The 23,068-nt window shown below is 56.8% G+C and carries 21 protein-coding genes; 14 read left to right on the top strand and 7 right to left on the bottom strand.

Features of this window, described 5'->3' with window-relative positions:
- The first annotated feature begins 33 nt into the window (after window positions 1-33).
- The 4 genes from IFT53_RS18515 to IFT53_RS18500 all read left to right on the top strand — a co-directional run bounded on the left by IFT53_RS18515 (window position 34) and on the right by IFT53_RS18500 (window position 4,171).
- Window positions 34-543 carry a peptidylprolyl isomerase gene (locus IFT53_RS18515; protein ID WP_042619388.1) on the top strand — a complete coding sequence of 170 codons (510 nt, stop codon included), beginning with the start codon at window positions 34-36 and terminating at the stop codon, window positions 541-543.
- 245 nt (window positions 544-788) lie between these two features.
- Window positions 789-1,871 carry a tRNA preQ1(34) S-adenosylmethionine ribosyltransferase-isomerase QueA gene (gene queA, locus IFT53_RS18510; protein WP_192066797.1) on the top strand — a complete coding sequence of 361 codons (1,083 nt, stop codon included), beginning with the start codon at window positions 789-791 and terminating at the stop codon, window positions 1,869-1,871.
- The gene (gene tgt, locus IFT53_RS18505; RefSeq protein WP_192066796.1) at window positions 1,871-3,001 is read left to right on the top strand and encodes a tRNA guanosine(34) transglycosylase Tgt; all 1,131 of its coding nucleotides are present in this window, start codon (window positions 1,871-1,873) and stop codon (window positions 2,999-3,001) included. Before queA ends, tgt begins: the two co-directional genes overlap by 1 nt.
- A gap of 27 nt (window positions 3,002-3,028) precedes the next feature.
- Window positions 3,029-4,171, top strand: a complete 1,143-nt coding sequence (locus tag IFT53_RS18500) for an aminodeoxychorismate synthase component I (RefSeq protein WP_192066989.1) — start codon at window positions 3,029-3,031, stop codon at window positions 4,169-4,171.
- 238 nt (window positions 4,172-4,409) lie between these two features.
- Here the strand turns inward: IFT53_RS18500 and IFT53_RS18495 are convergent, their stop codons facing one another.
- From IFT53_RS18495 to IFT53_RS18485, 3 genes are all read right to left on the bottom strand, one after another.
- Window positions 4,410-5,537 carry an S-(hydroxymethyl)glutathione dehydrogenase/class III alcohol dehydrogenase gene (locus tag IFT53_RS18495; protein ID WP_192066794.1) on the bottom strand — a complete coding sequence of 376 codons (1,128 nt, stop codon included), beginning with the start codon at window positions 5,535-5,537 and terminating at the stop codon, window positions 4,410-4,412.
- 84 nt (window positions 5,538-5,621) lie between these two features.
- Complete coding sequence (locus IFT53_RS18490; protein ID WP_192066792.1) at window positions 5,622-6,560, bottom strand: DMT family transporter; 939 nt, start codon at window positions 6,558-6,560, stop codon at window positions 5,622-5,624.
- A 152-nt stretch (window positions 6,561-6,712) separates the two neighbouring features.
- On the bottom strand, window positions 6,713-7,939 hold the full coding sequence (locus IFT53_RS18485; RefSeq protein ID WP_197980302.1) for a flagellar biosynthetic protein FliO: 1,227 nt from the start codon (window positions 7,937-7,939) through the stop codon (window positions 6,713-6,715).
- A 358-nt stretch (window positions 7,940-8,297) separates the two neighbouring features.
- On the opposite strand from IFT53_RS18485, the gene cckA reads away from it, so the two are divergent.
- The 7 genes from cckA (at window position 8,298) to IFT53_RS18450 (ending at window position 16,951) form a co-directional block, all read left to right on the top strand.
- Window positions 8,298-10,895, top strand: coding sequence for a cell cycle histidine kinase CckA (gene cckA, locus IFT53_RS18480; RefSeq protein ID WP_192066790.1), 2,598 nt, complete (start codon window positions 8,298-8,300; stop codon window positions 10,893-10,895).
- 224 nt (window positions 10,896-11,119) lie between these two features.
- Window positions 11,120-11,707 (top strand): helix-turn-helix transcriptional regulator, encoded by a 588-nt coding sequence (locus IFT53_RS18475; RefSeq protein WP_192066788.1) that lies wholly within the window; start codon window positions 11,120-11,122, stop codon window positions 11,705-11,707.
- A 181-nt stretch (window positions 11,708-11,888) separates the two neighbouring features.
- Window positions 11,889-12,242, top strand: a complete 354-nt coding sequence (gene clpS / locus IFT53_RS18470; RefSeq protein WP_042619395.1) for an ATP-dependent Clp protease adapter ClpS — start codon at window positions 11,889-11,891, stop codon at window positions 12,240-12,242.
- A gap of 10 nt (window positions 12,243-12,252) precedes the next feature.
- Window positions 12,253-14,754, top strand: a complete 2,502-nt coding sequence (gene clpA / locus IFT53_RS18465; RefSeq protein ID WP_192066786.1) for an ATP-dependent Clp protease ATP-binding subunit ClpA — start codon at window positions 12,253-12,255, stop codon at window positions 14,752-14,754.
- Window positions 14,755-14,843: 89 nt separating this feature from the next.
- Window positions 14,844-15,599, top strand: coding sequence for an AzlC family ABC transporter permease (locus IFT53_RS18460; RefSeq protein ID WP_192066785.1), 756 nt, complete (start codon window positions 14,844-14,846; stop codon window positions 15,597-15,599).
- Complete coding sequence (locus IFT53_RS18455; RefSeq protein WP_192066783.1) at window positions 15,596-15,943, top strand: AzlD domain-containing protein; 348 nt, start codon at window positions 15,596-15,598, stop codon at window positions 15,941-15,943. Before IFT53_RS18460 ends, IFT53_RS18455 begins: the two co-directional genes overlap by 4 nt.
- Window positions 15,944-16,003: 60 nt before the next feature.
- Window positions 16,004-16,951 carry a phosphatase PAP2 family protein gene (locus IFT53_RS18450; protein WP_192066781.1) on the top strand — a complete coding sequence of 316 codons (948 nt, stop codon included), beginning with the start codon at window positions 16,004-16,006 and terminating at the stop codon, window positions 16,949-16,951.
- Between the two features lies 1 nt (window position 16,952).
- Here the strand turns inward: IFT53_RS18450 and IFT53_RS18445 are convergent, their stop codons facing one another.
- Genes IFT53_RS18445 through IFT53_RS18430 form a run of 4 tightly spaced genes read right to left on the bottom strand, consistent with a single transcriptional unit; the run spans window position 16,953 to window position 19,792 of the window.
- The gene (locus tag IFT53_RS18445) at window positions 16,953-17,378 is read right to left on the bottom strand and encodes an HIT family protein (RefSeq protein ID WP_192066780.1); all 426 of its coding nucleotides are present in this window, start codon (window positions 17,376-17,378) and stop codon (window positions 16,953-16,955) included.
- Between the two features lie 19 nt (window positions 17,379-17,397).
- Window positions 17,398-18,588 carry a GNAT family N-acetyltransferase gene (locus tag IFT53_RS18440; RefSeq protein WP_192066778.1) on the bottom strand — a complete coding sequence of 397 codons (1,191 nt, stop codon included), beginning with the start codon at window positions 18,586-18,588 and terminating at the stop codon, window positions 17,398-17,400.
- Window positions 18,585-19,325: a glycerophosphodiester phosphodiesterase family protein gene (locus IFT53_RS18435; protein ID WP_192066776.1), complete on the bottom strand. Its 741-nt coding sequence runs from the start codon at window positions 19,323-19,325 to the stop codon at window positions 18,585-18,587. The genes IFT53_RS18440 and IFT53_RS18435 overlap by 4 nt, the downstream gene beginning before the upstream one ends.
- The gene (locus IFT53_RS18430; protein WP_192066774.1) at window positions 19,322-19,792 is read right to left on the bottom strand and encodes a RidA family protein; all 471 of its coding nucleotides are present in this window, start codon (window positions 19,790-19,792) and stop codon (window positions 19,322-19,324) included. Before IFT53_RS18430 ends, IFT53_RS18435 begins: the two co-directional genes overlap by 4 nt.
- Window positions 19,793-19,907: 115 nt before the next feature.
- Between IFT53_RS18430 and IFT53_RS18425 the strand changes: the two genes are divergently transcribed.
- From IFT53_RS18425 to tsf, 3 genes are all read left to right on the top strand, one after another.
- On the top strand, window positions 19,908-20,750 hold the full coding sequence (locus tag IFT53_RS18425) for a cell envelope integrity EipB family protein (protein WP_192066773.1): 843 nt from the start codon (window positions 19,908-19,910) through the stop codon (window positions 20,748-20,750).
- Window positions 20,751-20,930: 180 nt separating this feature from the next.
- The gene (rpsB, locus tag IFT53_RS18420) at window positions 20,931-21,713 is read left to right on the top strand and encodes a 30S ribosomal protein S2 (RefSeq protein ID WP_192066771.1); all 783 of its coding nucleotides are present in this window, start codon (window positions 20,931-20,933) and stop codon (window positions 21,711-21,713) included.
- A gap of 245 nt (window positions 21,714-21,958) precedes the next feature.
- Window positions 21,959-22,885, top strand: coding sequence for a translation elongation factor Ts (gene tsf, locus IFT53_RS18415; RefSeq protein ID WP_042619404.1), 927 nt, complete (start codon window positions 21,959-21,961; stop codon window positions 22,883-22,885).
- The last annotated feature ends 183 nt before the right edge of the window (window positions 22,886-23,068 follow it).

The following is a 23,068-nucleotide window of genomic DNA, read 5'->3' as shown; positions in this document are numbered from 1 at the left end:
CCGGGCGAAGACGCCCAAAATAGGAGAGACATCATGGCCGAGATCAAAGATCCCGAAAACACCCTCATCATGGAAACAACGACTGGCAAGGTCGTGATCCAGCTTATGCCAGAAGTGGCACCGGGCCACGTTGCACGCATCAAGGAACTGGTGTCCGAGCAGGCTTATGACGGTGTTGTTTTCCACCGCGTCATCACCGATTTCATGGCGCAGACCGGCGACGTGAAGTTCGGCAAGAAGGGCTCCGAGAGCTTCAACCCGGCACGCGCTGGCATGGGCGGCTCTGAAAAGCCTGACCTGCAGGCTGAATTTTCGGCCATTCCGCACGTTCGCGGCACATGCTCCATGGCCCGTTCGCAGAGCCCGAACTCTGCCAACTCGCAGTTCTTCATCTGCTTTACAGACAGCCCATGGCTGAACAAGCAGTACACTGTCTGGGGCCAGGTCATTGAAGGCATGGAAGCCATCGACAAGATCAAGCGCGGCGAGCCTGTGAAGGATCCCGATTCGATCGTTTCCATCCGTCTTGCTTCTGCCGCTTAAGCGTAGGATAAAGACTTGTCACCCGCCTCGCAGGCAACTGCGGGGCGGGTTAATTATGTTTGTTATGCACTGACTTCTCCTTCGTCATCCTCGGGCTTGACCCGAGGATCTACCCACGTTTGATGTTGGGGTTCGTTAGATCCTCGGGTCAAGCCCGAGGATGACGGAGGGAAGCTCAGCGCATGACCGCAAACCTCTACTTGCCTTAGCCCAGCGTGAAGGCGGGTTTTGCCCTAGAGCCCATCATGCGTGTAGACCTTTTCGACTTCGACCTTCCAGATGAGAATATTGCGCTGCGCCCGGCCAATCCGCGTGACAGTGCGCGTTTGCTTGTGGTCGATCCGAATGTGGACCGCATGACGGACCATCAGGTTTTCGATCTTCCCGGCTTTCTTAAACCCGGCGATGCGCTGGTGTTTAACGATACGCGGGTGATTCCCGCCCAGCTGGAAGGTGTGCGGCTGCGCGAAGGTGCGCCGGAAACGGCTGTTTCCGCCACGCTGCATATGCGCGTGGATGCCAGCCGCTGGAAGGCTTTTGCGCGGCCGGGCAAGCGCATCAAGCAGAATGATCGCATCCGGTTCGGTTACGAGCGCGACAATGCCTGCGGTCTGGCGTTCTTGGAAGCGACGGTTGAGGAGAAAGGCGAAGAGGGCGAAATCACCCTGCTTTTCGATCTCTCAGGCCCCGCCCTTGACGAAGCCATCGCATCTGTCGGCCATATTCCGCTTCCGCCCTATATAGCGGCCAAGCGCCCTGAAGACGCACAGGACCAGACGGATTACCAGACCATCTATGCTCGCGAAAAAGGTGCTGTTGCGGCACCCACCGCAGGCCTGCATTTCACGCCCGAGCTTTTCGAAAAGCTCGATCAGGCAGGGGTGGAACGCCATTTCGTGACGCTGCATGTGGGCGCAGGCACATTTTTGCCGGTCAAGGCTGATGACACTGAGGAGCACAAGATGCACCTTGAAATCGGCTATGTATCCGAAGAGACTGCTGCGAAGCTGAATGCCGTCAAGGAGCGGGGCGGGCGCATCATCTGCGTTGGTACCACCTCGCTGCGCCTGATCGAGAGTGCGGCGAGCGATGACGGCCAGATCAACCCTTGGTCTGGCGCGACTGGCATTTTCATTACGCCGGGATATCGCTTCAAAGCGGTCGATATTCTGATGACGAATTTTCACCTGCCGAAGTCCACGCTGTTCATGCTGGTCTCGGCATTCTGCGGGCTGGAGACGATGCGCAAGGCCTATGACCACGCGATTTCGACCGGCTACCGTTTCTATTCCTATGGCGATTCCAGCCTGCTTTTCCGGAAGAACTGATGCAAGAGAACTTTACCTTCACCCTCAAAGCAACCAGCGGCGGCGCGCGCCTTGGCGAAGTTGCCATGCCACGCGGCGTCATCCGCACCCCGGCCTTCATGCCGGTTGGCACAGTCGGCACCGTCAAGGCCATGTATCTGGATCAGGTGCGCGATCTGGGTGCTGATGTCATTTTGGGCAACACCTACCATCTGATGCTGCGGCCCGGTGCGGAGCGCGTGGCGCGACTGGGCGGCCTGCATGAGCTGATCCGCTGGCCGCACCCGATCCTCACCGATAGCGGCGGGTTTCAGGTCATGTCGCTGTCTGGGCTGCGCAAGCTGGATGAGAAGGGCGTAACGTTCAAGAGCCATATCGATGGCTCCTATCACCACATGTCGCCGGAACGCTCGATCGAGATCCAGGGGCTGCTGGGTTCTGATATCCAGATGCAGTTGGACGAATGCGTCGCACTGCCAGCAGAGCGTAAGGAAATCGAGCGGGCGATGGAAATGTCGCTGCGCTGGGCAGAGCGTTGCCGTGTTGCGTTCGGCGAACAGCCGGGCAAGGCCATGTTCGGCATCGTGCAGGGTGGCGACCAGCCGGATCTGCGTATCCGCTCGGCTGAAGCCTTGAAGCAGCTTGATCTGAAGGGCTACGCTGTTGGTGGCCTTGCTGTGGGTGAGCCGCAAGCGGTGATGCTGGGCATGCTCGACATTACCGTTCCGGCCTTGCCGAGCGAAAAGCCACGCTACCTGATGGGCGTGGGAACACCGGATGACCTCCTGAAATCCGTAGCGCGTGGCATCGATATGTTCGACTGCGTCATGCCGACACGCTCAGGTCGCCATGGTCTGGCCTTCACCCGCCGTGGCCGCGTCAACCTTCGCAACGCCCGCCATGCGGAAGACATGCGGCCGTTGGACGAACAGTCCAACTGCCCGGCATCGCGCGATTACTCCCGTGCCTATCTGCACCATCTCTCGCGCTCCAACGAAGCGCTGGGCGGCATGCTGCTCTCTTGGCACAATCTGGCCTATTATCAGGAACTGATGCAGGGCATCCGCAAATCCATCGAAGAAGGCCGCTTTGCGGATTTCTACGCCGAGACCATTGAAATGTGGGCGAAAGGCGATATCGATCGCCTATGATGTCATTTATGGCGGGATCGAATGGATTTGCTGACTTCGCCCTATGTTCTGTTTCGCGATGACAAGACCGGCACGGTAACGCTGTTTACCGAGCCGGACGAGCTTGTCGTGGCAAATGAGGCGGAGGACTTCTTTCCGGCGCTGGAGCGGATGCAGGCCGCGCGTGCCAGTGGCAAATACCTTGCCGGTTACATGTCCTACGAAGCCGGGTATCTTTTCGAACCCAAATTGGCACCGCTTGCGCAGGTGAAGCGGGATGTGCCGCTGCTGTGCTTTGGCGTGTTCACGTCACCCTCCAGTGATATCTCGCCGCCACCGTCTCTCATGAATGCGGATGACTTTCTAGGCGATATCAAGCCCGGATGGACGCTTGACGAATACAGTGCGCAATTTGCCAAGCTGCACCAGCATCTGCGGCAGGGTGACTGCTATCAGGCCAACCTGACCATGCCGATCAATGCACGCTGGTCGGGCGATCCACTGACCGCGTTCTGGTCGCTGATATCAAGGCAACCGGTCAAATACGGCGCGCTTCTCGATTTCGGTGGCCCCGTGATCCTCTCACGTTCACCAGAGCTGTTCTTCTCCGTGAAAGATGGTTGGATCGAGACGCATCCCATGAAGGGAACAGTCAAGCGTGGCGCATCACCTGAAGATGACGCCGCATTGATCGCGACCATGCTGGAGGATGAGAAGACACAGGCCGAAAACCGCATGATCGTGGATCTCCTGCGCAATGATATATCCCGCATCATCGAGGTCGGCACACTGGAAGTGCCCAAGCTGTTCCACATCGAAACCTATCCCACCGTGCACCAGATGGTGAGCCATGTGCGGGGAAAGCTTTTGCCTGACATGACGGTCACGGATATTTTCGCCGCACTCTTCCCCTGCGGCTCGATAACGGGTGCGCCGAAAATGCGGGCGATGGAAATTCTGCACGATCTGGAGATCGGTCCCCGCAACGCCTATTGCGGCGCAATCGGCATGATGTCACCCGATGGAGATATGCGGTTTTCGGTGTCGATCCGCACCATCACGCTGTTTGAGGATGGCGCTGCCACCTTCAACGTCGGCGGCGGGATCGTGTTCGATTCGGTGGCTGAAGCGGAATATGAGGAGTGCCTGCTAAAGGCGAAATTCGCGACGGGTGACAGGCGGCTGGGGTAGAGCTGTTTGGCTAGACCGATGGCACGACATGCACCGTGAACGTCATCCTCGGGCTTGTCCCGAGGATCTAACGAACCCCAACATTGAACGTGGTCAGATCCTCGGGACAAGCCCGAGGATGACGTTGAGGTTGCCTTGCTCCTCTCGTCTTTTCGGCAAAACAGGAACGGCATTTCCCAATAGCAGCATCCTCCGGCGCATGGCACCGAAGGACAATTTTGGTTGATTGATCAATCACTCAATAAACGACAACGCCACGGATGCTTTCGCCCGAATGCATCATGTCGAAGCCCTTGTTGATGTCTTCGAGCGGCATGGTGTGGGTGATCATCGGGTCGATCTGGATCTTGCCGTCCATGTACCACTCGACAATCTTCGGCACGTCGGTGCGGCCACGGGCGCCACCGAAGGCGGTGCCCATCCAGTTGCGGCCTGTGACCAGCTGGAAGGGACGAGTGGAAATTTCCTGTCCCGCACCGGCCACGCCGATGACGACCGACTTGCCCCAGCCGCGATGCGATGATTCCAGCGCCTGACGCATGACCTTGGTGTTGCCGGTGCAATCGAATGTATAATCCGCGCCGCCGATTGTGTCGCCATTGCGTTTGGTCAGATTGACGAGATAGGGCACGATGTCGTCGCCGACTTCCTTTGGATTGACGAAGTGCGTCATTCCGAATTTTTCACCCCAGGCCTTGCGGTCATTGTTGATATCGACGCCGATAATCATGTCGGCACCGGCAAGACGCAGGCCCTGAAGCACGTTGAGGCCAATGCCGCCGAGACCGAAGACGATGGCCGTCGAGCCGATCTCGACCTTGGCCGTGTTGATGACGGCACCGATGCCTGTGGTCACGCCACAGCCGATGTAGCAAATCTTGTCGAAAGGCGCGTCGTGATTGACCTTGGCCAGCGCAATTTCCGGCAGAACCGTGAAGTTGGCGAAGGTCGAGCAGCCCATGTAGTGGAAGATCTTGTCCTTGCCGATGGAAAAGCGGCTGGTGCCATCTGGCATCAGGCCCTGGCCCTGCGTGGCGCGGATGGATGTGCAGAGGTTCGTTTTACGGCTGAGACAGGAATAGCATTCACGGCACTCCGGCGTGTAAAGCGGAATGACGTGATCGCCCTTCTTCAGCGACGTCACACCCGGGCCTACGTCAACGACGATACCCGCACCCTCATGGCCGAGAATGGCTGGAAACAGGCCTTCCGGGTCTGCGCCTGAGAGCGTAAAATCATCCGTGTGGCAGATGCCGGTCGCCTTGACCTCGATCAGCACTTCGCCAGCGCGTGGTCCTTCGAGCTGAACCGTCATGATTTCCAGTGGCTTGCCTGCCTGAACAGCGACTGCGGCGCGAACGTCCATTTGCGTCTCCATGATTGCTTTGTAAATTCGAAAAGACTTTTGCCCGACCTCAGCGGCAGGAACAAGGGTAGGTGTCGATTTTCGTCAAACTTCTGAAACCGCAACGATGGTGCGGTTTGCGGCGCGGCGCTCTCGCCAGATGATGAAAAGGCCTGATGCAACGATGATGACAATGCCGAGCCATTTCGATGCCGTTGGGAAATCGGAAAACAGCACGTAGCCCAGCACGGTTGCGGAAATGATTTCGAAATACTGAAACGGGGCGAGCAGGGACACGGGCGCCAGCCGAAAGGCCTTGACGACAAGAAGGTGCATGTAGCCGGATATGGAACCGAGTAGCACAAGCAGAACGAGGCCATGGCCCCAGTCGGGCAGGGACATTTCGAAATTCACATCGCCTAGCCCGTGGCCGATCAGCAAGGCCACGGCCATGAACACGGTCCCGGCAATGCCAGACATGGTCTGCATGACGAGCGGGCTGTCCGCATCTCCCATCGCACGGTTGAGAAACAGATAGAGCGTGAACAGAAACGCGCAGGCAACCGGCAAAAGCGAGGTCCAGCCGAAGAGTTCGAAGCTGGGCTGTATGACGATCATCGCGCCGATGAAGCCGACGGCAATGGCCGACCAGCGCATCCAGCCGACCCTTTCGCCCAGAAAGAGCGCGGACATCATGGTGAGCAGAAACGGCTCGACGAAATAGATGGCGAAGACATCCGCCAGTGGCATGTATTTGACCGCCGCAAAGAAGCAGAGGCTGGCCGCCGCATGCAGCACGCCGCGCAACAGGTTCAGCCACGGGCGTTTGGCCGCCAGCAACGCCTTTGGCGACATGATCATCAGCAATGGAAGTGTGCAGACGAGCTGAAAGAAGAACCGATAGAAGGTGACCTGCGCAGGAGACATGCCTTCGCTGACCGCCATATATTTGGCAATCGCGTCCATGATCGGCAGCACGATCATGCAGCCGGCCATGATCAGCATGCCCTTCAGAGCGTTTGAATTTGTGATTGTCGAGGTCATTCGATCACCATTTGTTCTGAAAGTGACCTTCATCTGAGTCTGAACGCCGTTGCAACCGGAATGACGGAAAAACTGGATTTGGGCGAGGGCAGGTTGGCAGAGTTGACGTTGCCCGCATGGCCCGTTTGAGGGGCCATGCGGGTTGCGTCACTTCATTTGTCGCGCGTGACGGACATTTCACCGAAGATGCGGGCCATTTCCTTCTGGACATTCTCGTCCGTGGGACTGCTCGTATTTGCAGGCGCAACGCGTTCCGGCTCAATCTTTCCACCAAGTTGCTCAAGGGTTACGGCAGGCGCACCAGCGGCATTGTTGCGGGCAATTTCCGCCTCAAGGAAGCTTTCGAAATTACTGGTCAGTTGATCGCCGAAAACAGCGCCGTTTTCATCCGGTGCGAGCGGCGCTGGTTTGGCCGGGCTTGCCGTGGCGGTGATGGGTGCCTCGGCGCGGTATGTCGGCAGCACGCGCTCCCTTGCAGCCTCAAGGAAATCGACAGCACTGTTTTGATCGATGACCGGGGCGGTGAAGGCAGGCTCCGGCTCTATTGAAGGCGCTGGTGCAGGCGCTTGGATAACTGGCGGCTCCTGCACTGCAGGGGCGGGCGGTTCTCGCCTCGCAACGGGTTCGGCTGCCGCAGCTGCCGGTATCATCGCAGGCACTACCGCTGCTGTGAGCGGCGCAGACGCGGGTTCTCTGGCAAAACTTCTCGGCGCGTTTGAAACGTCTGGAACGGGTTGTGCTGCTGGTGGCGCTGGTCTTGGTGCGGGCTGGGCTGGGGCAGGGATGCTGGCCGCAGGCGCTTGAGAGGGAGCGGGCCTTGGTGCTGGCGCTGGTGCTGATGGTGCGACGGGCGCAGGTGTTGGCCGCGCAGCGACAGGCGGTGCTGGCTGTGGTGCAGGCGAGGGAGCGCGTGCCGGTCTTTGCTCAGGCTGAGGTGCGACTGCTCTCGGTGCCGCTGGCACAGGCGTGCGCATCTCTGTCTCGGTGCTTGGCGCCAGTGCTCTTGTCCGTTCGGCTGCAATTGCCTTTTCGGGAGCCGTGGTTTCAAGCATTGCATTCTGCGGCTCTTGCACATCCTTCATGAAGGGAATGGCACCAATGCCGCTCTCAATCACGATATCTGTCGGGCCGCCGATCATGACAAGATGTTCGACATTGTCCCGGCGAACGAGAACGAGCCTGCGGCGCGCATCGACGGCGGTTGCATCCAGAACCTGCAGGCGTGGTTGGCGATTTTTGCCGCCGCGAATGAAGGGGGAAGATCCGCCACGCCGGCGAATGATCCACAAGATGATTGCTAAGGCCAGAAGTGCCGCGCCGACGCCAACGACAGCAACGATGAGGTTGTTGCCATATGCGCCGATAAATTCGTCCATCATGGAGCCAATCCCTTTGGTCTTTTGTCGGTCAAATGAATGTCGCACCTGAAGTCATCAAGCTATTTGGTGCGAAAAGACGATTTTTTTCCGTTGAGTACAAGTTTTTATGCGTTGGACTTAGCCAAATTGCTGAGCATTTCAACCGTCCACAACGCTTCGACGTGGCAAAGGTGCCACGCGAGCCTCGATATCGCATGAAAAATGTTGCATTCGCTGTGTATTGACAAAGGTTTATGGGGGCTTGGAGCTTTTTGACATTTGAGCGAATTGCTACAAGGGATAGACAAAGACGATTCCGTTCGGGGCATTTGTGCCCGAATGCGCAGGGATCGGCAAAACTGCAAGGGTTAGAGCCTCAATGACCAAGGTCAGCCAAGCCAGCGACAATGACTTTCCGTTGGTGGACAGGCGCGCCCGATCAGGCACCCTGTTGCGCATTCTGTTGCTGGCACTTGTGCTTGTGGCTGCTGCCGTAGGTTTTGTCTATTTCAAGGACTCGCTGGAAAATGAGGTTGTCCTCGGCATTCTTGGCATTCTAGCAATGCTGGGCATCTTCTTTCTGGTGTCATCGGCCATTGGCTTCATCGAAGTCATGCCGCAATCGCAGTCAGATGGTATGGCGCGCCGCTTCCTTTCGTCCCATCCGGATGGAACGCTGATCACCGATATCAAGGGTCGCCTGGTCTATGCCAATGCGACCTATTGCCAGATGACCGGCGCGACGCGGGCAACCGACATTCAGAGCCTTGAAACGCTGCTTTCAAAAGACAGGGAATCGACCGAGGCGCTTTACCGCCTCATCAACGGCCTGCGCGATGAGAAAAATGGCTATGAGGAGTTCCGGCTGCTCAGGCCATTGAGCGAGACGAAATCCCAGGCCGGTCCGCACTGGTATCGTCTGAAAGCGCGTCTGCTGAAGGACACCAGCGACAATACTCTGCACGTGTTTCAGATTGCCGATATCACCACCGAACGCGAAGATCAGGAGCGGTTTTTCCGCGAATTGCAGAATGCCATCGACTATCTCGACCATGCTCCGGCTGGCTTCTTTTCTGCGGGCAAGAAGGGTGAGATCGTCTATCTGAATGCCACGCTCTCGCAATGGCTCGGAATTGATCTGGCGCAGTTCTCACCTGGATCGCTGACGGTATCCGATATCGTCGCTGGTGAAGGCATGGCGCTCATCGAATCCGTTCATCCGCAGGCGGGCACGAACCGCACGGAGATGCTGGATCTGGACATGCGCCGGGTCAACGGCCAGAGCATGCCAGCGCGGCTGGTGCATCAGGTAACCGCCACCCGCGATGGTGCGCCGGGCGAAAGCCGCACCATTGTGCTGATGCGTTCCAAGGGTAAGGAAGATGCCGAATCGGCGTCCGCCATGCGATTTACCCGGTTCTTCAACAACACGCCGATGGCGATTGCCTCTCTGGATGGCGAAGGTCGCATTTTGCGCACCAATGCGCCGTTCCTCAAACTTTTCTCGGGCATTGTCGGGCGCGACGATATCGACAACGGCATCGTTCTGGATGCCGTGCTGCTGGAAATTGACAAGCCGAAATTGCTGGAGGCGATCGAAGCCGCCAAGGATGGTCAGGGCGACATTGCGCCTTTCGACTCGCGCCACCCGACCGACGAGACGCGGCATTTCCGCTTCTATGTTCACGCTGTGCTGGATCAGGATGACGAAGCGCCGGAAGAGGTTGCCATTGTTTACGCCATCGAAGTGACCGAGCAGAAGGCGCTTGAGACGCAGATGGCGCAGACGCAGAAGATGAATGCGGTCGGCACCCTGGCTGGCGGCATCGCGCACGACTTCAACAACGTTCTCACAGCCATTCTGCTATCGTCCGACCATTTGCTGCTTCAGGCGCGCCCGGCGGATGCAAGTTTTGCAGACCTCATGGAAATCAAGCGCAATGCCAACCGCGCAGCGGTTCTCGTGCGGCAGTTGCTGGCCTTTTCCCGCAAGCAGACGATGCGCCCGGCCGTGCTGAACCTGACCGATGTCATTGGTGATCTCAGGATGCTGGTTGACCGGTTGATTTCCGGCACGAATGTCAAGCTCGAGGTGGATTACGGTCGTGACCTCTGGCCGGTTAAAACCGATCTTTCGCAGTTCGAGCAGGTGCTTATCAACCTTTGCGTCAATGCGCGCGATGCGATGCCGCAGGGCGGAAAGATCAAGATCATTACTCGCAATATGGCTGCAGATCAGGTTATCGCGCTTGGACGTGCAGATCTGCCGCAGGAAGATCTCGTTATGATCGAAGTGGCCGATACCGGCACCGGTATTCCGCCCGAGATCATGGACAAGATTTTCGAGCCCTTCTTCACCACCAAGGAAGTGGGCAAGGGGACCGGGCTTGGTCTTTCGATGGTCTATGGCATCGTCAAGCAATCGGGCGGCTATATCTATCCGGATTCGGAAGTGGGCAAAGGCACGGCCTTCCGCATCTTCCTGCCGCGTCACATTATCGAAGTGGTGCATCAGACCGAAGAAGAGATCGCTGCGCGCACAATCGCAGATGCCGCTGCCGCAAAGGATGTGGCAAAGGCAGAGCTGCTTGATCTGACGGGCAAGTCCGCTGTCGTGCTGCTAGTCGAGGACGAGGAAGCGGTGCGCCGTGGTGGCAAGCGCATGCTGGAAACGCGGGGCTACACCGTGCATGAGGCAGGCTCTGGCACCGAGGCGCTTGAGGTGCTGGAAGAGCTGGAAGGCAAGGTCGATATTGTCGTTTCGGACGTTGTCATGCCCGAAATGGATGGACCGACGCTGTTGCGTGAGCTTCGCAAGACATACCCGGACATGAAATTCATTTTCGTTTCTGGATACGCGGAAGACGCCTTCGCCAGAAACTTGCCCGCCGACGCAAAATTCGGTTTTCTTCCAAAGCCGTTCTCCTTGAAGCAGCTTGCCGTTGCCGTGCGTGAAATGCTCGATAGTGAAAATTGACAGGTCACGGGACTTCAAATACCCTGATTTCCGGGTATTTGGAGATCGTGCGTTGACAAGCTGGCCTATCGAAGCCTTGCGTCTCCACTTTCGCCATTTGGAGGCACAAAATTTACGATGACCTGCTGATACAGCTGCAGAATAACAAGACGCTGGACGAGGTCGGAGACACGCTGGCCGAAATTCAGGCTCTCTTCGGGTTCCGTTGCTACTACGTCCTCGATATGTCGCGTCTGGTGGCAGAAGAGCCAATCTCCTCCCTCTTTCCCTTCAATATCGCATCTTCCATCGTCTACAAGCTGGATGAGGGGCTGACAGATTTTGCGTCCCATCTTTTCACGCATTCGCCTGATACGCTTGGGCCGTTTCAGTGGCAGCTCGACGAGTTGGAAGCCATGGGCTGCGCCCCACCGGCCATGTTGAAATCATTTCGCGGTTTCGACCTCTCCATGGGGGCAGACTTTCCGGCCTTGGGCATGTTCGGAGCGCCACGGATCATCGGTTTTGCAGGCGCCAGGCCACCGCTGGATGTCGATGAGCTGGAAAGCCTGAGTGTTTTAATGTTCCAGCTTCACGCCCGCCTGACGGTGATCGGAAACGCGCGAACGGAAAAGAAGGCGCCGTTGACAAGCCTCGAGCGAGAGATTCTCGGCCTCGCATCAGATGGAGAAAGCTTCGAGACAATTTCAGCGCATATGGAATTATCGAGCCGCACGATCAATTATCTTGTTGATTCCATATGCAAGAAAATGGAGGTGGCGACGGTTGAGCATGCCGTTGCGTTGACGTTGAGACGGCGGCTGGCATCGTGAGGCACTATTTTTAACAGGCAGCCGCGTTTCGGTGCACTGTTTCATCGCGGGAACGGATTATTGATTGCAGTGCGGCGCAAGGGGCTTAAAATCACGTTGTAACGACCTAAATAGAGGTCAGCGAAATTCTGGCGCGCCCCAATAAGGAGTGGAGCGTGTTTGATCTGGAGAATGATAAAAAATGATCGAGAAGTCGATCTACATGCAAGGTGATGGTGAAGGGGAAGATGGCGGTCCCAACCGCGGCACATCCGTTATCACCCGCACGAAGCCTAAGACAAAAAAGCCCAATCTGTACCGTGTTCTTTTACTGAACGACGATTATACTCCCATGGAGTTTGTCATTCATATTCTGGAGCGTTTTTTCCAGAAGGACAGGGAAGGGGCAACCCGCATCATGTTGCATGTACACCAGCACGGTGTCGGCGAATGCGGGGTGTTTACATATGAGGTCGCAGAGACAAAAGTAAGTCAGGTCATGGATTTCGCCCGACAGCACCAGCACCCGCTTCAGTGCGTCATGGAAAAGAAATGAGGATCGCAACGTGCCAACTTTTTCCCCAAGTCTAGAGAAGGCGCTGCATCAGGCACTGACCTTTGCTAACGACCGCCACCACGAATATGCGACGCTGGAGCACCTTTTGCTGGCGCTGATAGAAGACGCGGATGCGGCAGCCGTGATGGGTGCATGCAACGTTGATCTCGACGCGCTTAAAAAGACAGTTGTCGATTATGTCGACAATGAATTGTCCAACCTTGTGACGGGTTACGATGAGGATTCAAAGCCGACTTCTGGCTTCCAACGTGTGATCCAGCGCGCCGTGATTCATGTTCAATCATCCGGTCGTGAAGAAGTCACTGGTGCCAATGTGCTGGTGGCGATCTTTGCCGAGCGCGAAAGCCACGCCGCTTACTTCCTGCAAGAGCAGGAAATGACGCGCTATGACGCCGTGAACTTCATTTCTCACGGCATCGGCAAGCGTCCCGGCACATCCCAGACCCGCACGCCACGCGGTTCCGAGGAGAGCGAGAGCGAATCCAAGCCGCCACGCAGCAGTTCTGACGACGACAATGCGGCGCCCAAGAAGCAGCCGGATGCGCTGAAAGCCTATTGCGTCAACCTGAACGACAAGGCCCGCAACGGCAAGATTGATCCGCTGATCGGTCGCCATGCCGAGGTGAACCGGACGATCCAGATCCTGTGCCGTCGTTCCAAGAACAATCCGCTTTATGTTGGTGATCCCGGCGTTGGCAAGACGGCGATTGCCGAAGGTCTGGCCAAGCGCATCGTGGAAGGTAAGGTTCCAGAGGCGTTGAAGAACGACACGATCTTCTCCCTCGATATGGGCACGCTTCTGGCAGGCACCCGTTATCGCGGTGACTTTGAAGAGCGTTTGAAGCAGGTCGTCAAAGAGCTGGAAGAATATCCAGGTGCGGTGCTTTTCATCGATGAAATTCATACCGTGATCGGTGCTGGCGCGACATCTGGCGGGGCCATGGATGCTTCCAACCTGCTCAAGCCTGCTTTGTCTTCGGGTGCAATCCGTTGCATCGGTTCGACCACCTACAAGGAATATCGCCAGTTCTTCGAGAAGGACCGCGCGTTGGTACGTCGTTTCCAGAAGATCGACGTCAACGAGCCATCCATTGAAGATGCAATCGAAATCATGAAGGGCTTGAAGCCCTATTTCGAGAGCTACCACCACCTGCGTTATTCCAACGAAGCCATCAAGGCGGCGGTTGAGCTTTCGGCCCGTTATATTTCTGACCGCAAGCTGCCGGACAAGGCGATCGACGTCATCGACGAAACCGGTGCCGCCCAGATGCTGTTGCCGCCATCCAAGCGTCGCAAGCTGATCACCGAAAAGGAGATCGAGGTTACGATCGCCACCATGGCTCGCATTCCGGCCAAGACCGTTTCCAAGGATGACGAGATGGTTCTCGCCAACCTTGAGAAAGAGCTGCGTTCCGTTGTCTATGGTCAGGATATCGCGATTGAAGCGCTGTCTACCGCCATCAAGCTTGCACGTGCGGGTCTTCGCGAACCGAACAAGCCCATTGGCTCCTACGTCTTCTCCGGCCCGACCGGTGTGGGCAAGACGGAAGTTGCCAAGCAACTGGCTGCCTCGCTGGGCGTTGAAATGCTGCGCTTCGATATGTCAGAATATATGGAGCGGCATACGGTTTCGCGTCTTCTGGGTGCACCTCCCGGCTATGTTGGCTTCGACCAGGGTGGGCTTTTGACGGATGGTGTGGATCAGCATCCGCACTCTGTGGTTCTGCTCGACGAAATCGAAAAGGCCCATCCAGACATTTACAACATTCTGTTGCAGGTGATGGACCATGGCTCGCTGACAGACCATAACGGCAAGAAGATCGACTTCCGCAATGTCATTCTGATCATGACGACCAATGCGGGCGCATCCGAAATGGCCAAGTCGGCCATTGGTTTCGGTTCTTCCAAGCGCACAGGTGAAGATGAAGAGGCGCTCAACCGCCTGTTCACGCCGGAATTCCGCAACCGTCTGGATGCGATCATTCCTTTCTCGCCGCTTCCGACTGCGGTCATCCACAAGGTTGTGCAGAAGTTCGTCATGCAGTTGGAAACCCAATTGTCCGAACGCAATGTCACCTTCGACCTGCACGAGGACGCCATCGCCTGGCTTTCCGAAAAGGGCTACGACGAGAAAATGGGTGCGCGTCCGCTGGGTCGCGTCATTCAGGAGCACATCAAGAAGCCGCTCGCCAATGAGATTCTGTTCGGTAAGCTCAAGAAGGGCGGCGTCGTCAGCGTGTTCGTGGATAAGAATGAAGACGGCACGGATGGTCTCAAGCTGAATGTTTTGCCGGAGACAGCGCCGGTAAAGCCCAAGCCTGAAGCTGAGCTGAAGGCGGCAAAATCGCCCGGCAAATCCAAGGCCAAGGCGAAGGTGGCAAAGCCTGAGCCGGAAGCAGAGGTCGTGGCTGCGGCGACGGACAAGACGGCCGAGGAGGTCGCTCCCCGCCGCAAGGCAAACACAGTGCCGAAGGTGCCTAAAAAGAAGTAAGCTGCGTTCAATTGCGCCGCGTTCAATGATACAGACCAGTGCCGGGCTTCTTGCCCGGCACTTTATTTTTGCCGATACCGGATAATGACATGGATCTAGAACGCGATGCAGGCCCCGCTTACCTCTGGTTTTTCAGAGGCATGAAGGGGATTTTTTCCCTGCCCTCGCTCATTCTCATGATCTCCTTCGTGGGGTTCAGTGCGTTTGCACTGGAATCGGGCGTTCCGCGCGAAGAAGCGGTTTTCATGACATTGGTCATTTGGGCCTTGCCCGCCAAGATGATCCTTATTGGCGCGATGACGAGCGGGGCGGGGTTAGCGACATGCTTTCTGGTCGTCACACTGTCATCCATCCGCATGATGCCGATGGTGGCGTCCATCGTTCCGGAAATGCGCACTGCAAAGACGCCGACCTGGATCCTGCTTTTTCTCTCGCACTTCGTTGCCATCACGGCATGGGTCTATGCCACGCAGAACCTCAGCAAGGTGCCAAGGCCCGCGCGTGTGGCTTGGTTTATCGGCTTCGGCATGACGCTCACGCTGGTGAATGCCGCCATCGTCGCCGTCTGCTATGGCGTCGTTGCAGCGTTTCCGCCGCTGGTGGCTGGCGTGTTGTTTTTCCTGACGCCGGTCTATTTCATTTCCTCGATCTGGGCATCAGCTAGGCACAGCGTTGTCAAGGTGGCCTTCGTCATCGGCGTGATCGGCGGTCCGCTATTTGCTGTCATCGAACCGGAATTCGACATTCTCTACGCCGGTATCGGTGGTGGAACGCTGGCTTACCTGATTGATCGCTTCTGGTTTCGCCGCAAAATAGAGCCTAGTTCAGTGGAGGGAGAGCCATGATGACCGATGCATGGTGGGCACCCTATCTCTTCATCGCGATTGCAGGCTGGATTGCGACAGACCTTTGGCGCTGGCTCGGTGTTCTCGCTGGAAACCGCCTGAAAGAGGGATCTGAGGTCCTGAACTGGGTCAGAGCCGTGGCAACCGCGCTCGTCATGGCCGTCACCGCAAAGCTGATCGTCTTTCCGACAGGTGTTCTGGAGCAGACAGCACTTTGGTTGCGCATTGGGGCGGCGGCGATAGGCTTCCTCGTCTTTCTCCTTGCGCGCCAGAGAGTGATTGTTGGTGTGGTCGTGCCACTGCTTGTTCTCGCCGCTGGTCTGCTGGCTCTTGGTTTCCGCTAGAACAAGCATTTACGCGAATTTGAGGCATCTCGTTTAGGGTCTGTCGCAATGGAGATGCCCATGCGATTTTTGCCAGCCGAACGTTTCTTCGCTTTTGTCATTGTCATCATAGCACTTGCTGACCTCACATTGATCAACGTGAGAGGAATAGCGGTCGATTGGCTGGGTTATGCCCTGCCAGCCTTTGCTGCCTTGGCAATGATTGCTGGTGGCCAGTATTATCGTATCCATCGGGGTGAAGAGCGGATCGCGCTCGCGCTCATCGCCTCTGGCCTGTTCATCATTTTTACGCTCGTCGCATCTGTCTTCAACTATATGCTGCTGCCAATCACGGCTGCGCCTGGAGATGTGCTGCTGGCAAATGTGGATTCGTTATTCGGATATAAATGGCCAGAAGCCGTTGCATTTGTGGCCGAATGGCCCGCGTTCTCCCGGACGCTTTATTATGTTTATTTCAGTTCTCTGCCACAGCTTGCATTCGTCGTTCTTCTGCTGGGCTTCTCGGGAAAGGCGGATGCCCTGTGGCACTTCCTGCTTACAGGAGTTTTGGGCGTAGCGGGCTGCATCGCGATCTGGTTCGCCTTTCCGACCTTTGGTCCTTCTACGCTTTTCGTGCTGTCGCCCGATTTGCTGTCTAGGATCGAGCTTGGCGTGACACCGCAATATGGCGAGGAGCTTTTACGTCTGAGCCGTGAAGGTCCGACTTATATCTCGCCAGCCAACGTGCTGGGCCTGATCGGATTTCCCTCTTTTCATACGGTTATGGCATGTATGTCCGTGGTTTTTCTGGCACGTTTCAGATGGGTTTTCCCGTTCGCGCTCTGCCTTAATGCGATGATGGTGCCCGCCATTCTTGTTCATGGAGGACACCATTTGAGCGATGTCGTGGGTGGGATTGCTATGTTCGCGGTTGTATACCTGCTCGGCGGTAAGCTGGTCGCCCGACTGGCGCAGCCTGATGGGCCGGGGAGGCATCCTGAGGTAACCGCACCGCCAGCCATTAAGTAAATCAGGCCAGTGCCGCCTTGATACGCTCCGCATGCTCCCTCAGGATCTCCCCATCCGCCATCGCGCCGCTATGCGGCTTCATGGGCTCTGCCTCGTTGCGGGGTATGACGTGGAAGTGCAGGTGGAACACCGTCTGGCCCGCGGCTGGTTCGTTGAACTGGGCGATGTACACACCGTCCGCATCGAAAGCCTGCTTGGCGGCGATGGCGAGTTTTTGGACGATGGCGATGGTTTTGGCCAAAACCGCAGGGTCAGCGTCCAGAATGTTGCGGGAGCCTGATTTGGGAATGACGAGCAAATGGCCCGGCGCCTGTGGCATCACATCCATGAAAGCCAGCGTGTGGTCGTCTTCGTAAACCTTTGCGCAAGGGATTTCTCCGCGCAGGATCTTGGCGAAAATGTTGTTGGTGTCATAGGTGGATGTCATCAAATCTCTCCTCAGGCAATTAATCGTCGGTTTCGGGGCGCTCGCCCTTGCGGAAAGGGCTGTGCTCGTCAAGATAGTCCCCGATCTGCTCCACCTCGTTTCGCTCGCGCTCAAGATAATCGGCAATGGCACGGCGAAGACCTGGGTGGGTTATGAAGTGCGCAGAACGGGTGGTGACCGGTGTGTAACCCCGCGCAAGCTTATGCTCGCCCTGCGCGCCAGCCTCGACACGGGCTAGGCCACGCGCCAGCGCGAAATCTATGGCTTGATGGTAGCAGACCTCGAAGTGGAGGAACGGGTGGTCCTCGATGCAACCCCAATGGCGGCCGTAAAGCGCCTGTCCACCGATGAAGTTGATCGCGCCCGCAATATAGCGACCTTCACGCTTTGCCATGACCAGAAGAATATCCTCCGGCATGCGCTGGCCGATCAGGGAATAGAATTCGCGGGTGAGGTAAGGACGCCCCCATTTGCGGCTGCCCGTATCCCTGTAGAAGGCGTAGAACTGGTCCCAGATGTCTTCGGTCAGATCGCTGCCCGTCAGCCAGTCAATCTCTATGCCATTTTCGAGAGCGGCGCGGCGCTCCTTCTTGAGGCCCTTGCGCTTGCGAGAAGAGAGCGCATCAAGAAAATCTGCGTGGTCGCGGAAGCCATTGTTGATGAAATGAAACTGCTGGTCGGTGCGGGGAAGAAAGCCTTCTTGCACCAGCGCATCCATGTCGTCATCAGGGGCAAATGTTACGTGCGCCGAGGAGACTTCGATCGCTTCCGTCACCTGCCGTAAACCGGAGGCCAGAACCTGCCGGAAAGCAGCATCGTCGATACCAGTTGTGAGAAGCCGTGGTCCGGTTGTCGGGGTGAAGGGAACCGAGCATTGCAGCTTGGGATAATAATTGCCGCCCGCCCGCTCCAGCGCATCCGCCCATCCATGGTCGAACACATATTCGCCCTGGCTATGGCTTTTCAGATATGCCGGGATCGCACCTTTCAGTTGCCCTTCGCCATCTTCCAGAAGCAGATGGTGGCCCCGCCATCCGGTCTTGGCGGTGGCCGAACCAGACTCCTCCATGGAAGAGAGGAAAGCGTGGGATATAAAAGGGTTGTAGTCATCTGTTCGCGTTAGTTTTGAAGTCCCGGAAAGCATGTTCCAGCTTTCCGGGGCAATGTCCTTGAAGGACTGTTCTACGCGAATGGAATATTCATCGCTCATGCGCTGGCTGTAACGCCTTCTCTTGGGTCGAAACCTTCAAACGTCATCTGGTCCGCATATTTATAGGTATTCGCGCGACCGGTTTCATCCCGCACCGTCCAGGTAATCACGGGAATCCCGAGTTTTCTTTGCGCCTCGATGAAGCTGTTGGGAAGATGTGACCAGGCATAAGAGATGAAATCAAGGCCGATTTGCATGGCTTCATCGTGCTTGAAGAAGTCTTCAGGCTTTGCGCCCTCTGCCGTCAGGCCGAGTGGCCATGGCGAACCGGCAGCCTTGAGGTCTTTCAGCAGGTGACGATCGAAGCTCATCAGCGCGACATGACCTTCGTAGCCTTCAAGCTCTTCGAGAACCGCTTCGGCAAAGCCGATATCGACATTGTCCCCCGCACGGCCCTTGAGTTCCAGAACCAGTGGGACCCTGCCGCTGCAGAGCTTCAACAACTGCTTGAGCGTCGGCACCCGGTCTTTGGTCTGCCCGACGGACAACATGCCGAGTTCGCCAGACGTGCGCTCCCGCGCATCACCCTTGATGCCGGTCAGGCGGCTCATCTCGTCATCGTGGAAGACGACCGGAACGCTGTCCGAGGCCAGCTGCAAATCGCATTCAATGGCGAAACCCGCGTCGATTGCGCGTGAGAACGCCGTCAGAGTGTTTTCCCAGACGGTTTTGTTCTGATCATGGTAGCCACGATGAGCGACTGGATTGGCGGTGAGCCAGGAAAGTTTCAGCGTCATACGTCAATTTCCACGATGGCGTCGATTTCGACTGCGGCATTGAAGGGCAGGGACGCCACGCCGACTGCGGCGCGTGCATGTTTTCCAGCCTCGCCCAGAGCATTGGCGATGAGGTTCGATGCGCCATTGATCACAAGATGCTGCTCGGTAAATTCTGGCGCGGATGCGACGAACCCGTTCAGCTTTACAATGCGGCGGACCTTCGACAGGTCGCCGTTGAGCGCGGCTTTGACTTGGGCCAGAATGTTGACGGCGCAGAGTTCGGCTGCGCGCTGCGCGGTCGCAACATCCACGTCGCGGCCAAGATGGCCCGTGACCGCAATCTTGCCGGATCCCATCGGCAATTGACCTGAAATATGGAGCAGATTGCCGGTGAGCATATAAGGCACGTAGTTTGCAACGGGCGTTGCAGCGGCGGGCAGGGTGTAGCCAAGTTCCTTCAGGCGAGCTTCGATGGCATCCGACATTTTCGTCTCCGCTTTTGTTGTAAATCTTTCAAAAATCCGGCAGACAGATCATGATGTCCAGAAGCCGGGCGATTGCTTGTACAATATGAGCAGTGAGTCCAACAGGAGATATTGAATGTTTGTCAGGAACCTTGCCATCGCACTTGGCTGCGGCACCCTTTTGGTGATGCCCGGTGTTGCAAGTGCTGTGCCTGCCTCCGTTCCCAACCTGATCTCTCACCGCGCCGTCTATGACCTGGAATTGAAGGATGCGTCGGATCGCTCCGGTATCGAGGGCATGACTGGCCGCATGGTGTATGAGTTCACCGGCTCGTCCTGCAAAGGTTACAAGACCGATTTTCGCTTCGTCACGCAGATCAATACCGGCGATGCGGTGCGCATGACGGACCAGCAGACCACAACCTTCGAAGACGTGGCTTCGCAGAAATTCACCTTCGCGACCAAGTCATTCACTGATGAAAAGCTGGACAAGGAAGTGACGGGTTCTGCAGCAGACAAGGACGGGGCGATGAAAATCGACCTCGTCAAGCCAGATGCGCGAACGATCGACTTGGATGCTGGTGAGTTTCCGACCGAGCACATGGTGCAGGTCATCGAGAACGCGAAGCTCGGCAAGCGCATTTTCGAATCCCGCGTATTCGATGGTTCTGATGACGGCGACCAGAGCCTCATCACCTCGACCCTGGTTGGCAAGCAGCAAACGCCCGGTGATGCGGACCCGGATGCTGGCAAGGCGGGTGATTTCGCCAAGACCTCGTTCTGGCCGGTGACGATTGCCTATTACAACGACAAATCAGCCACCGATTCGCTTCCTATCTACCGCATCTCGTTCAAGCTCTATGAAAATGGAATCACGCGCGATCTGACCATGGATTACGGTGACTTCGTGCTGACGGGCAAACTGGCGAAGCTTGATATTCTTCCACCTGAAAGCTGTGAAAAGCAGCCACTTCGCTGATCATAGCGGCTATTTTCGCATATTGACTTGCGTTTTGTTGAAACAGTCTGTATGCGGCACACCATTCCACACGCGAAGCTTGGGATGTTCCGGGAGAAATCCGGATCATTCCGCCCGGTGGTGCCAGTTTGCTGGCGCTGTTTGCTTCGCGGGGGTTAAACCGGAAAAGGATAACTAGGCATGGCATTGCCCGATTTCTCTATGCGTCAGCTTCTGGAAGCTGGCGTTCACTTTGGTCACCAGACACATCGCTGGAACCCAAAGATGAAGCCGTACATCTTCGGCGACCGCAGCAACATCCACATCATCGACCTGGCACAGACAGTTCCTTTGCTGTCGCGCGCCCTTCAGGTCGTGTCTGACACGGTTGCCCGTGGCGGCCGCGTTCTGTTCGTTGGCACGAAGCGTCAGGCTTCTGAAATCATCGCCGACAGTGCAAAGCGTTCTGCTCAGTACTACGTCAACTCGCGTTGGCTCGGCGGCATGATGACAAACTGGAAGACGATTTCGAACTCGATCGCACGTCTGCGCAAGGTCGACGAAATCCTCAACTCCGACGCATCTGGCTATTCCAAGAAAGAGCGCCTGAACCTCGAGCGCGAACGCGAAAAGCTTGAAAAGGCTCTCGGCGGTATCCGCGATATGGGCGGCGTCCCTGACCTGATGTTCATTGTTGACACCAACAAGGAAAAGATTGCTATCGAAGAAGCAAAGCGTCTGGGCATTCCAGTCGTCGCCATCATCGACAGCAACTGCGATCCAGACCAGATCGACTTCCCAATCCCCGGTAACGACGATGCTTCGCGCGCCATCTCGCTCTATTGCGATCTGATTGCTCGTGCAGCCATCGACGGTATTGCACGTCAGCAGGGTTCTTCCGGTCGTGACCTCGGCGCGATGGAAGAAGCTCCAGTCGAGCCAGCGCTCGAAGAAGCTGCTCCTGCTGCTGATACGACTGCCTGATAAGGCTACAGGCGGCGCTTATGTGCCGCCTTCTCCATGAGACGAGACAAGGCCGTTCTGGACTAGAAAAGTTCGGCGGCCTTGTTCGTTTCCATCACGCCGTTTGCTTGGCAGGGCGTGAATTTTGACGTTTCGTGATGGCCTCTTCATCAGGCTGTCACAGTTCCGGGTACATTCGTTCCCAAAATCCGATTGAGGTCTGGCCGCATTCGTGCCGTGACCGACGAACCGACAAGAGGCACACAATGAGCGAAATCACAGCCGCAATGGTAAAGGAACTGCGCGAGAAGTCTGGCGCAGGCATGATGGATTGCAAAAAGGCGCTGTCCGAGACCGGTGGCGACATGGAAGCCGCAATCGACTGGCTGCGCGCCAAGGGTATCGCCAAGGCTGACAAGAAGTCTGGCCGTACGGCTGCTGAAGGTCTCGTTGGTATCGCATCTGCCGGCCACAAGGCTGTTGTCGTTGAAATCAACTCCGAAACCGACTTCGTTGCACGTAACGACGCGTTCCAGGACATCGTTCGCGGCATTGCATCCGTTGCTCTGACGACAAACGGTTCTGTTGATGCCGTTGCTGCAGCAACCTACCCGGCAACCGGCAAGTCTGTTGCAGACACCATCAAGGACGCGATTGCGACCATCGGTGAGAACATGACGCTGCGCCGCTCGGCGATGCTCGAAGTCGAGCATGGCGTTGTTGCGACTTACGTTCACAACGCAGCTGGCGACGGCATCGGCAAGCTGGGCGTTCTGGTTGCGCTGAAGTCCGAAGGCGACAAGGCCGTTCTGACATCCATCGGCCGCCAGATCGCAATGCACATTGCTGCGACCAACCCGCTTGCTATCCGTTCGGAAGAAGTTGACGCGGCTGTTGCCGAGCGTGAACGCAATGTCTTCATCGAGCAGGCTCGCGAATCCGGTAAGCCAGAAGCCATCATCGAAAAGATGGTTGACGGCCGCATGCGCAAGTTCTTCGAAGAAGTCGCTCTTCTGTCGCAGGCATTCGTCATCAACCCTGACATCACCGTTGGTGACGCTGTCAAGGAAGCTGAAAAGGAAGCTGGCGCGAAGATCGAAGTTGTCGGCATGGCTCGCCTGTTGCTGGGCGATGGCGTCGAAAAGGAAGAAAGCGACTTCGCAGCTGAAGTTGCTGCTGTCGCCAAGGGCTGATCTATTTACCCAAATACGGGAAAACTATGGGGCATCGCGTGACAACGCGGTGCCCTTCGTGTATCGGCGTTGCGGTTATATCCTGCAGCGGGTGGCAATCATCCAGATTCGCCGTGCGCTGCTGTTTTTCAAGTTTCGCATGTTGCTATGTCTCGACAGCCATTGCTGCAAGATCACGCATCC

Origin of the sequence: Rhizobium sp. CFBP 13644, from assembly GCF_014842165.1 — a bacterium.
GTDB classification, from domain to species: Bacteria; Pseudomonadota; Alphaproteobacteria; order Rhizobiales; family Rhizobiaceae; genus Agrobacterium; species Agrobacterium tumefaciens_C.
Note: the sequence above shows the minus strand (reverse complement) of the source record. Positions and strands in the feature narration are given on the sequence as shown.

Bases quoted from the DNA above. Each gene is read 5' to 3' on its own strand.
- IFT53_RS18475 (WP_192066788.1), top strand. From the start codon at position 11,120: ATGTCGCGTCTGGTGGCAGAAGAGCCAATCTCCTCCCTCTTTCCCTTC.
- IFT53_RS18435 (WP_192066776.1), bottom strand. From the start codon at position 19,325: ATGACGCTGAAACTTTCCTGGCTCACCGCCAATCCAGTCGCTCATCGT.
- cckA (WP_192066790.1), top strand. From the start codon at position 8,298: ATGACCAAGGTCAGCCAAGCCAGCGACAATGACTTTCCGTTGGTGGAC.
- tsf (WP_042619404.1), top strand. From the start codon at position 21,959: ATGAGCGAAATCACAGCCGCAATGGTAAAGGAACTGCGCGAGAAGTCT.
- IFT53_RS18430 (WP_192066774.1), bottom strand. From the start codon at position 19,792: ATGTCGGATGCCATCGAAGCTCGCCTGAAGGAACTTGGCTACACCCTG.
- IFT53_RS18425 (WP_192066773.1), top strand. From the start codon at position 19,908: ATGTTTGTCAGGAACCTTGCCATCGCACTTGGCTGCGGCACCCTTTTG.
- IFT53_RS18490 (WP_192066792.1), bottom strand. From the start codon at position 6,560: ATGACCTCGACAATCACAAATTCAAACGCTCTGAAGGGCATGCTGATC.
- tgt (WP_192066796.1), top strand. From the start codon at position 1,871: ATGCAAGAGAACTTTACCTTCACCCTCAAAGCAACCAGCGGCGGCGCG.
- IFT53_RS18445 (WP_192066780.1), bottom strand. From the start codon at position 17,378: ATGACATCCACCTATGACACCAACAACATTTTCGCCAAGATCCTGCGC.
- IFT53_RS18450 (WP_192066781.1), top strand. From the start codon at position 16,004: ATGCGATTTTTGCCAGCCGAACGTTTCTTCGCTTTTGTCATTGTCATC.
- clpS (WP_042619395.1), top strand. From the start codon at position 11,889: ATGATCGAGAAGTCGATCTACATGCAAGGTGATGGTGAAGGGGAAGAT.
- IFT53_RS18455 (WP_192066783.1), top strand. From the start codon at position 15,596: ATGATGACCGATGCATGGTGGGCACCCTATCTCTTCATCGCGATTGCA.
- IFT53_RS18485 (WP_197980302.1), bottom strand. From the start codon at position 7,939: ATGATGGACGAATTTATCGGCGCATATGGCAACAACCTCATCGTTGCT.
- IFT53_RS18440 (WP_192066778.1), bottom strand. From the start codon at position 18,588: ATGAGCGATGAATATTCCATTCGCGTAGAACAGTCCTTCAAGGACATT.
- IFT53_RS18460 (WP_192066785.1), top strand. From the start codon at position 14,844: ATGGATCTAGAACGCGATGCAGGCCCCGCTTACCTCTGGTTTTTCAGA.
- IFT53_RS18495 (WP_192066794.1), bottom strand. From the start codon at position 5,537: ATGGACGTTCGCGCCGCAGTCGCTGTTCAGGCAGGCAAGCCACTGGAA.
- queA (WP_192066797.1), top strand. From the start codon at position 789: ATGCGTGTAGACCTTTTCGACTTCGACCTTCCAGATGAGAATATTGCG.
- IFT53_RS18515 (WP_042619388.1), top strand. From the start codon at position 34: ATGGCCGAGATCAAAGATCCCGAAAACACCCTCATCATGGAAACAACG.
- rpsB (WP_192066771.1), top strand. From the start codon at position 20,931: ATGGCATTGCCCGATTTCTCTATGCGTCAGCTTCTGGAAGCTGGCGTT.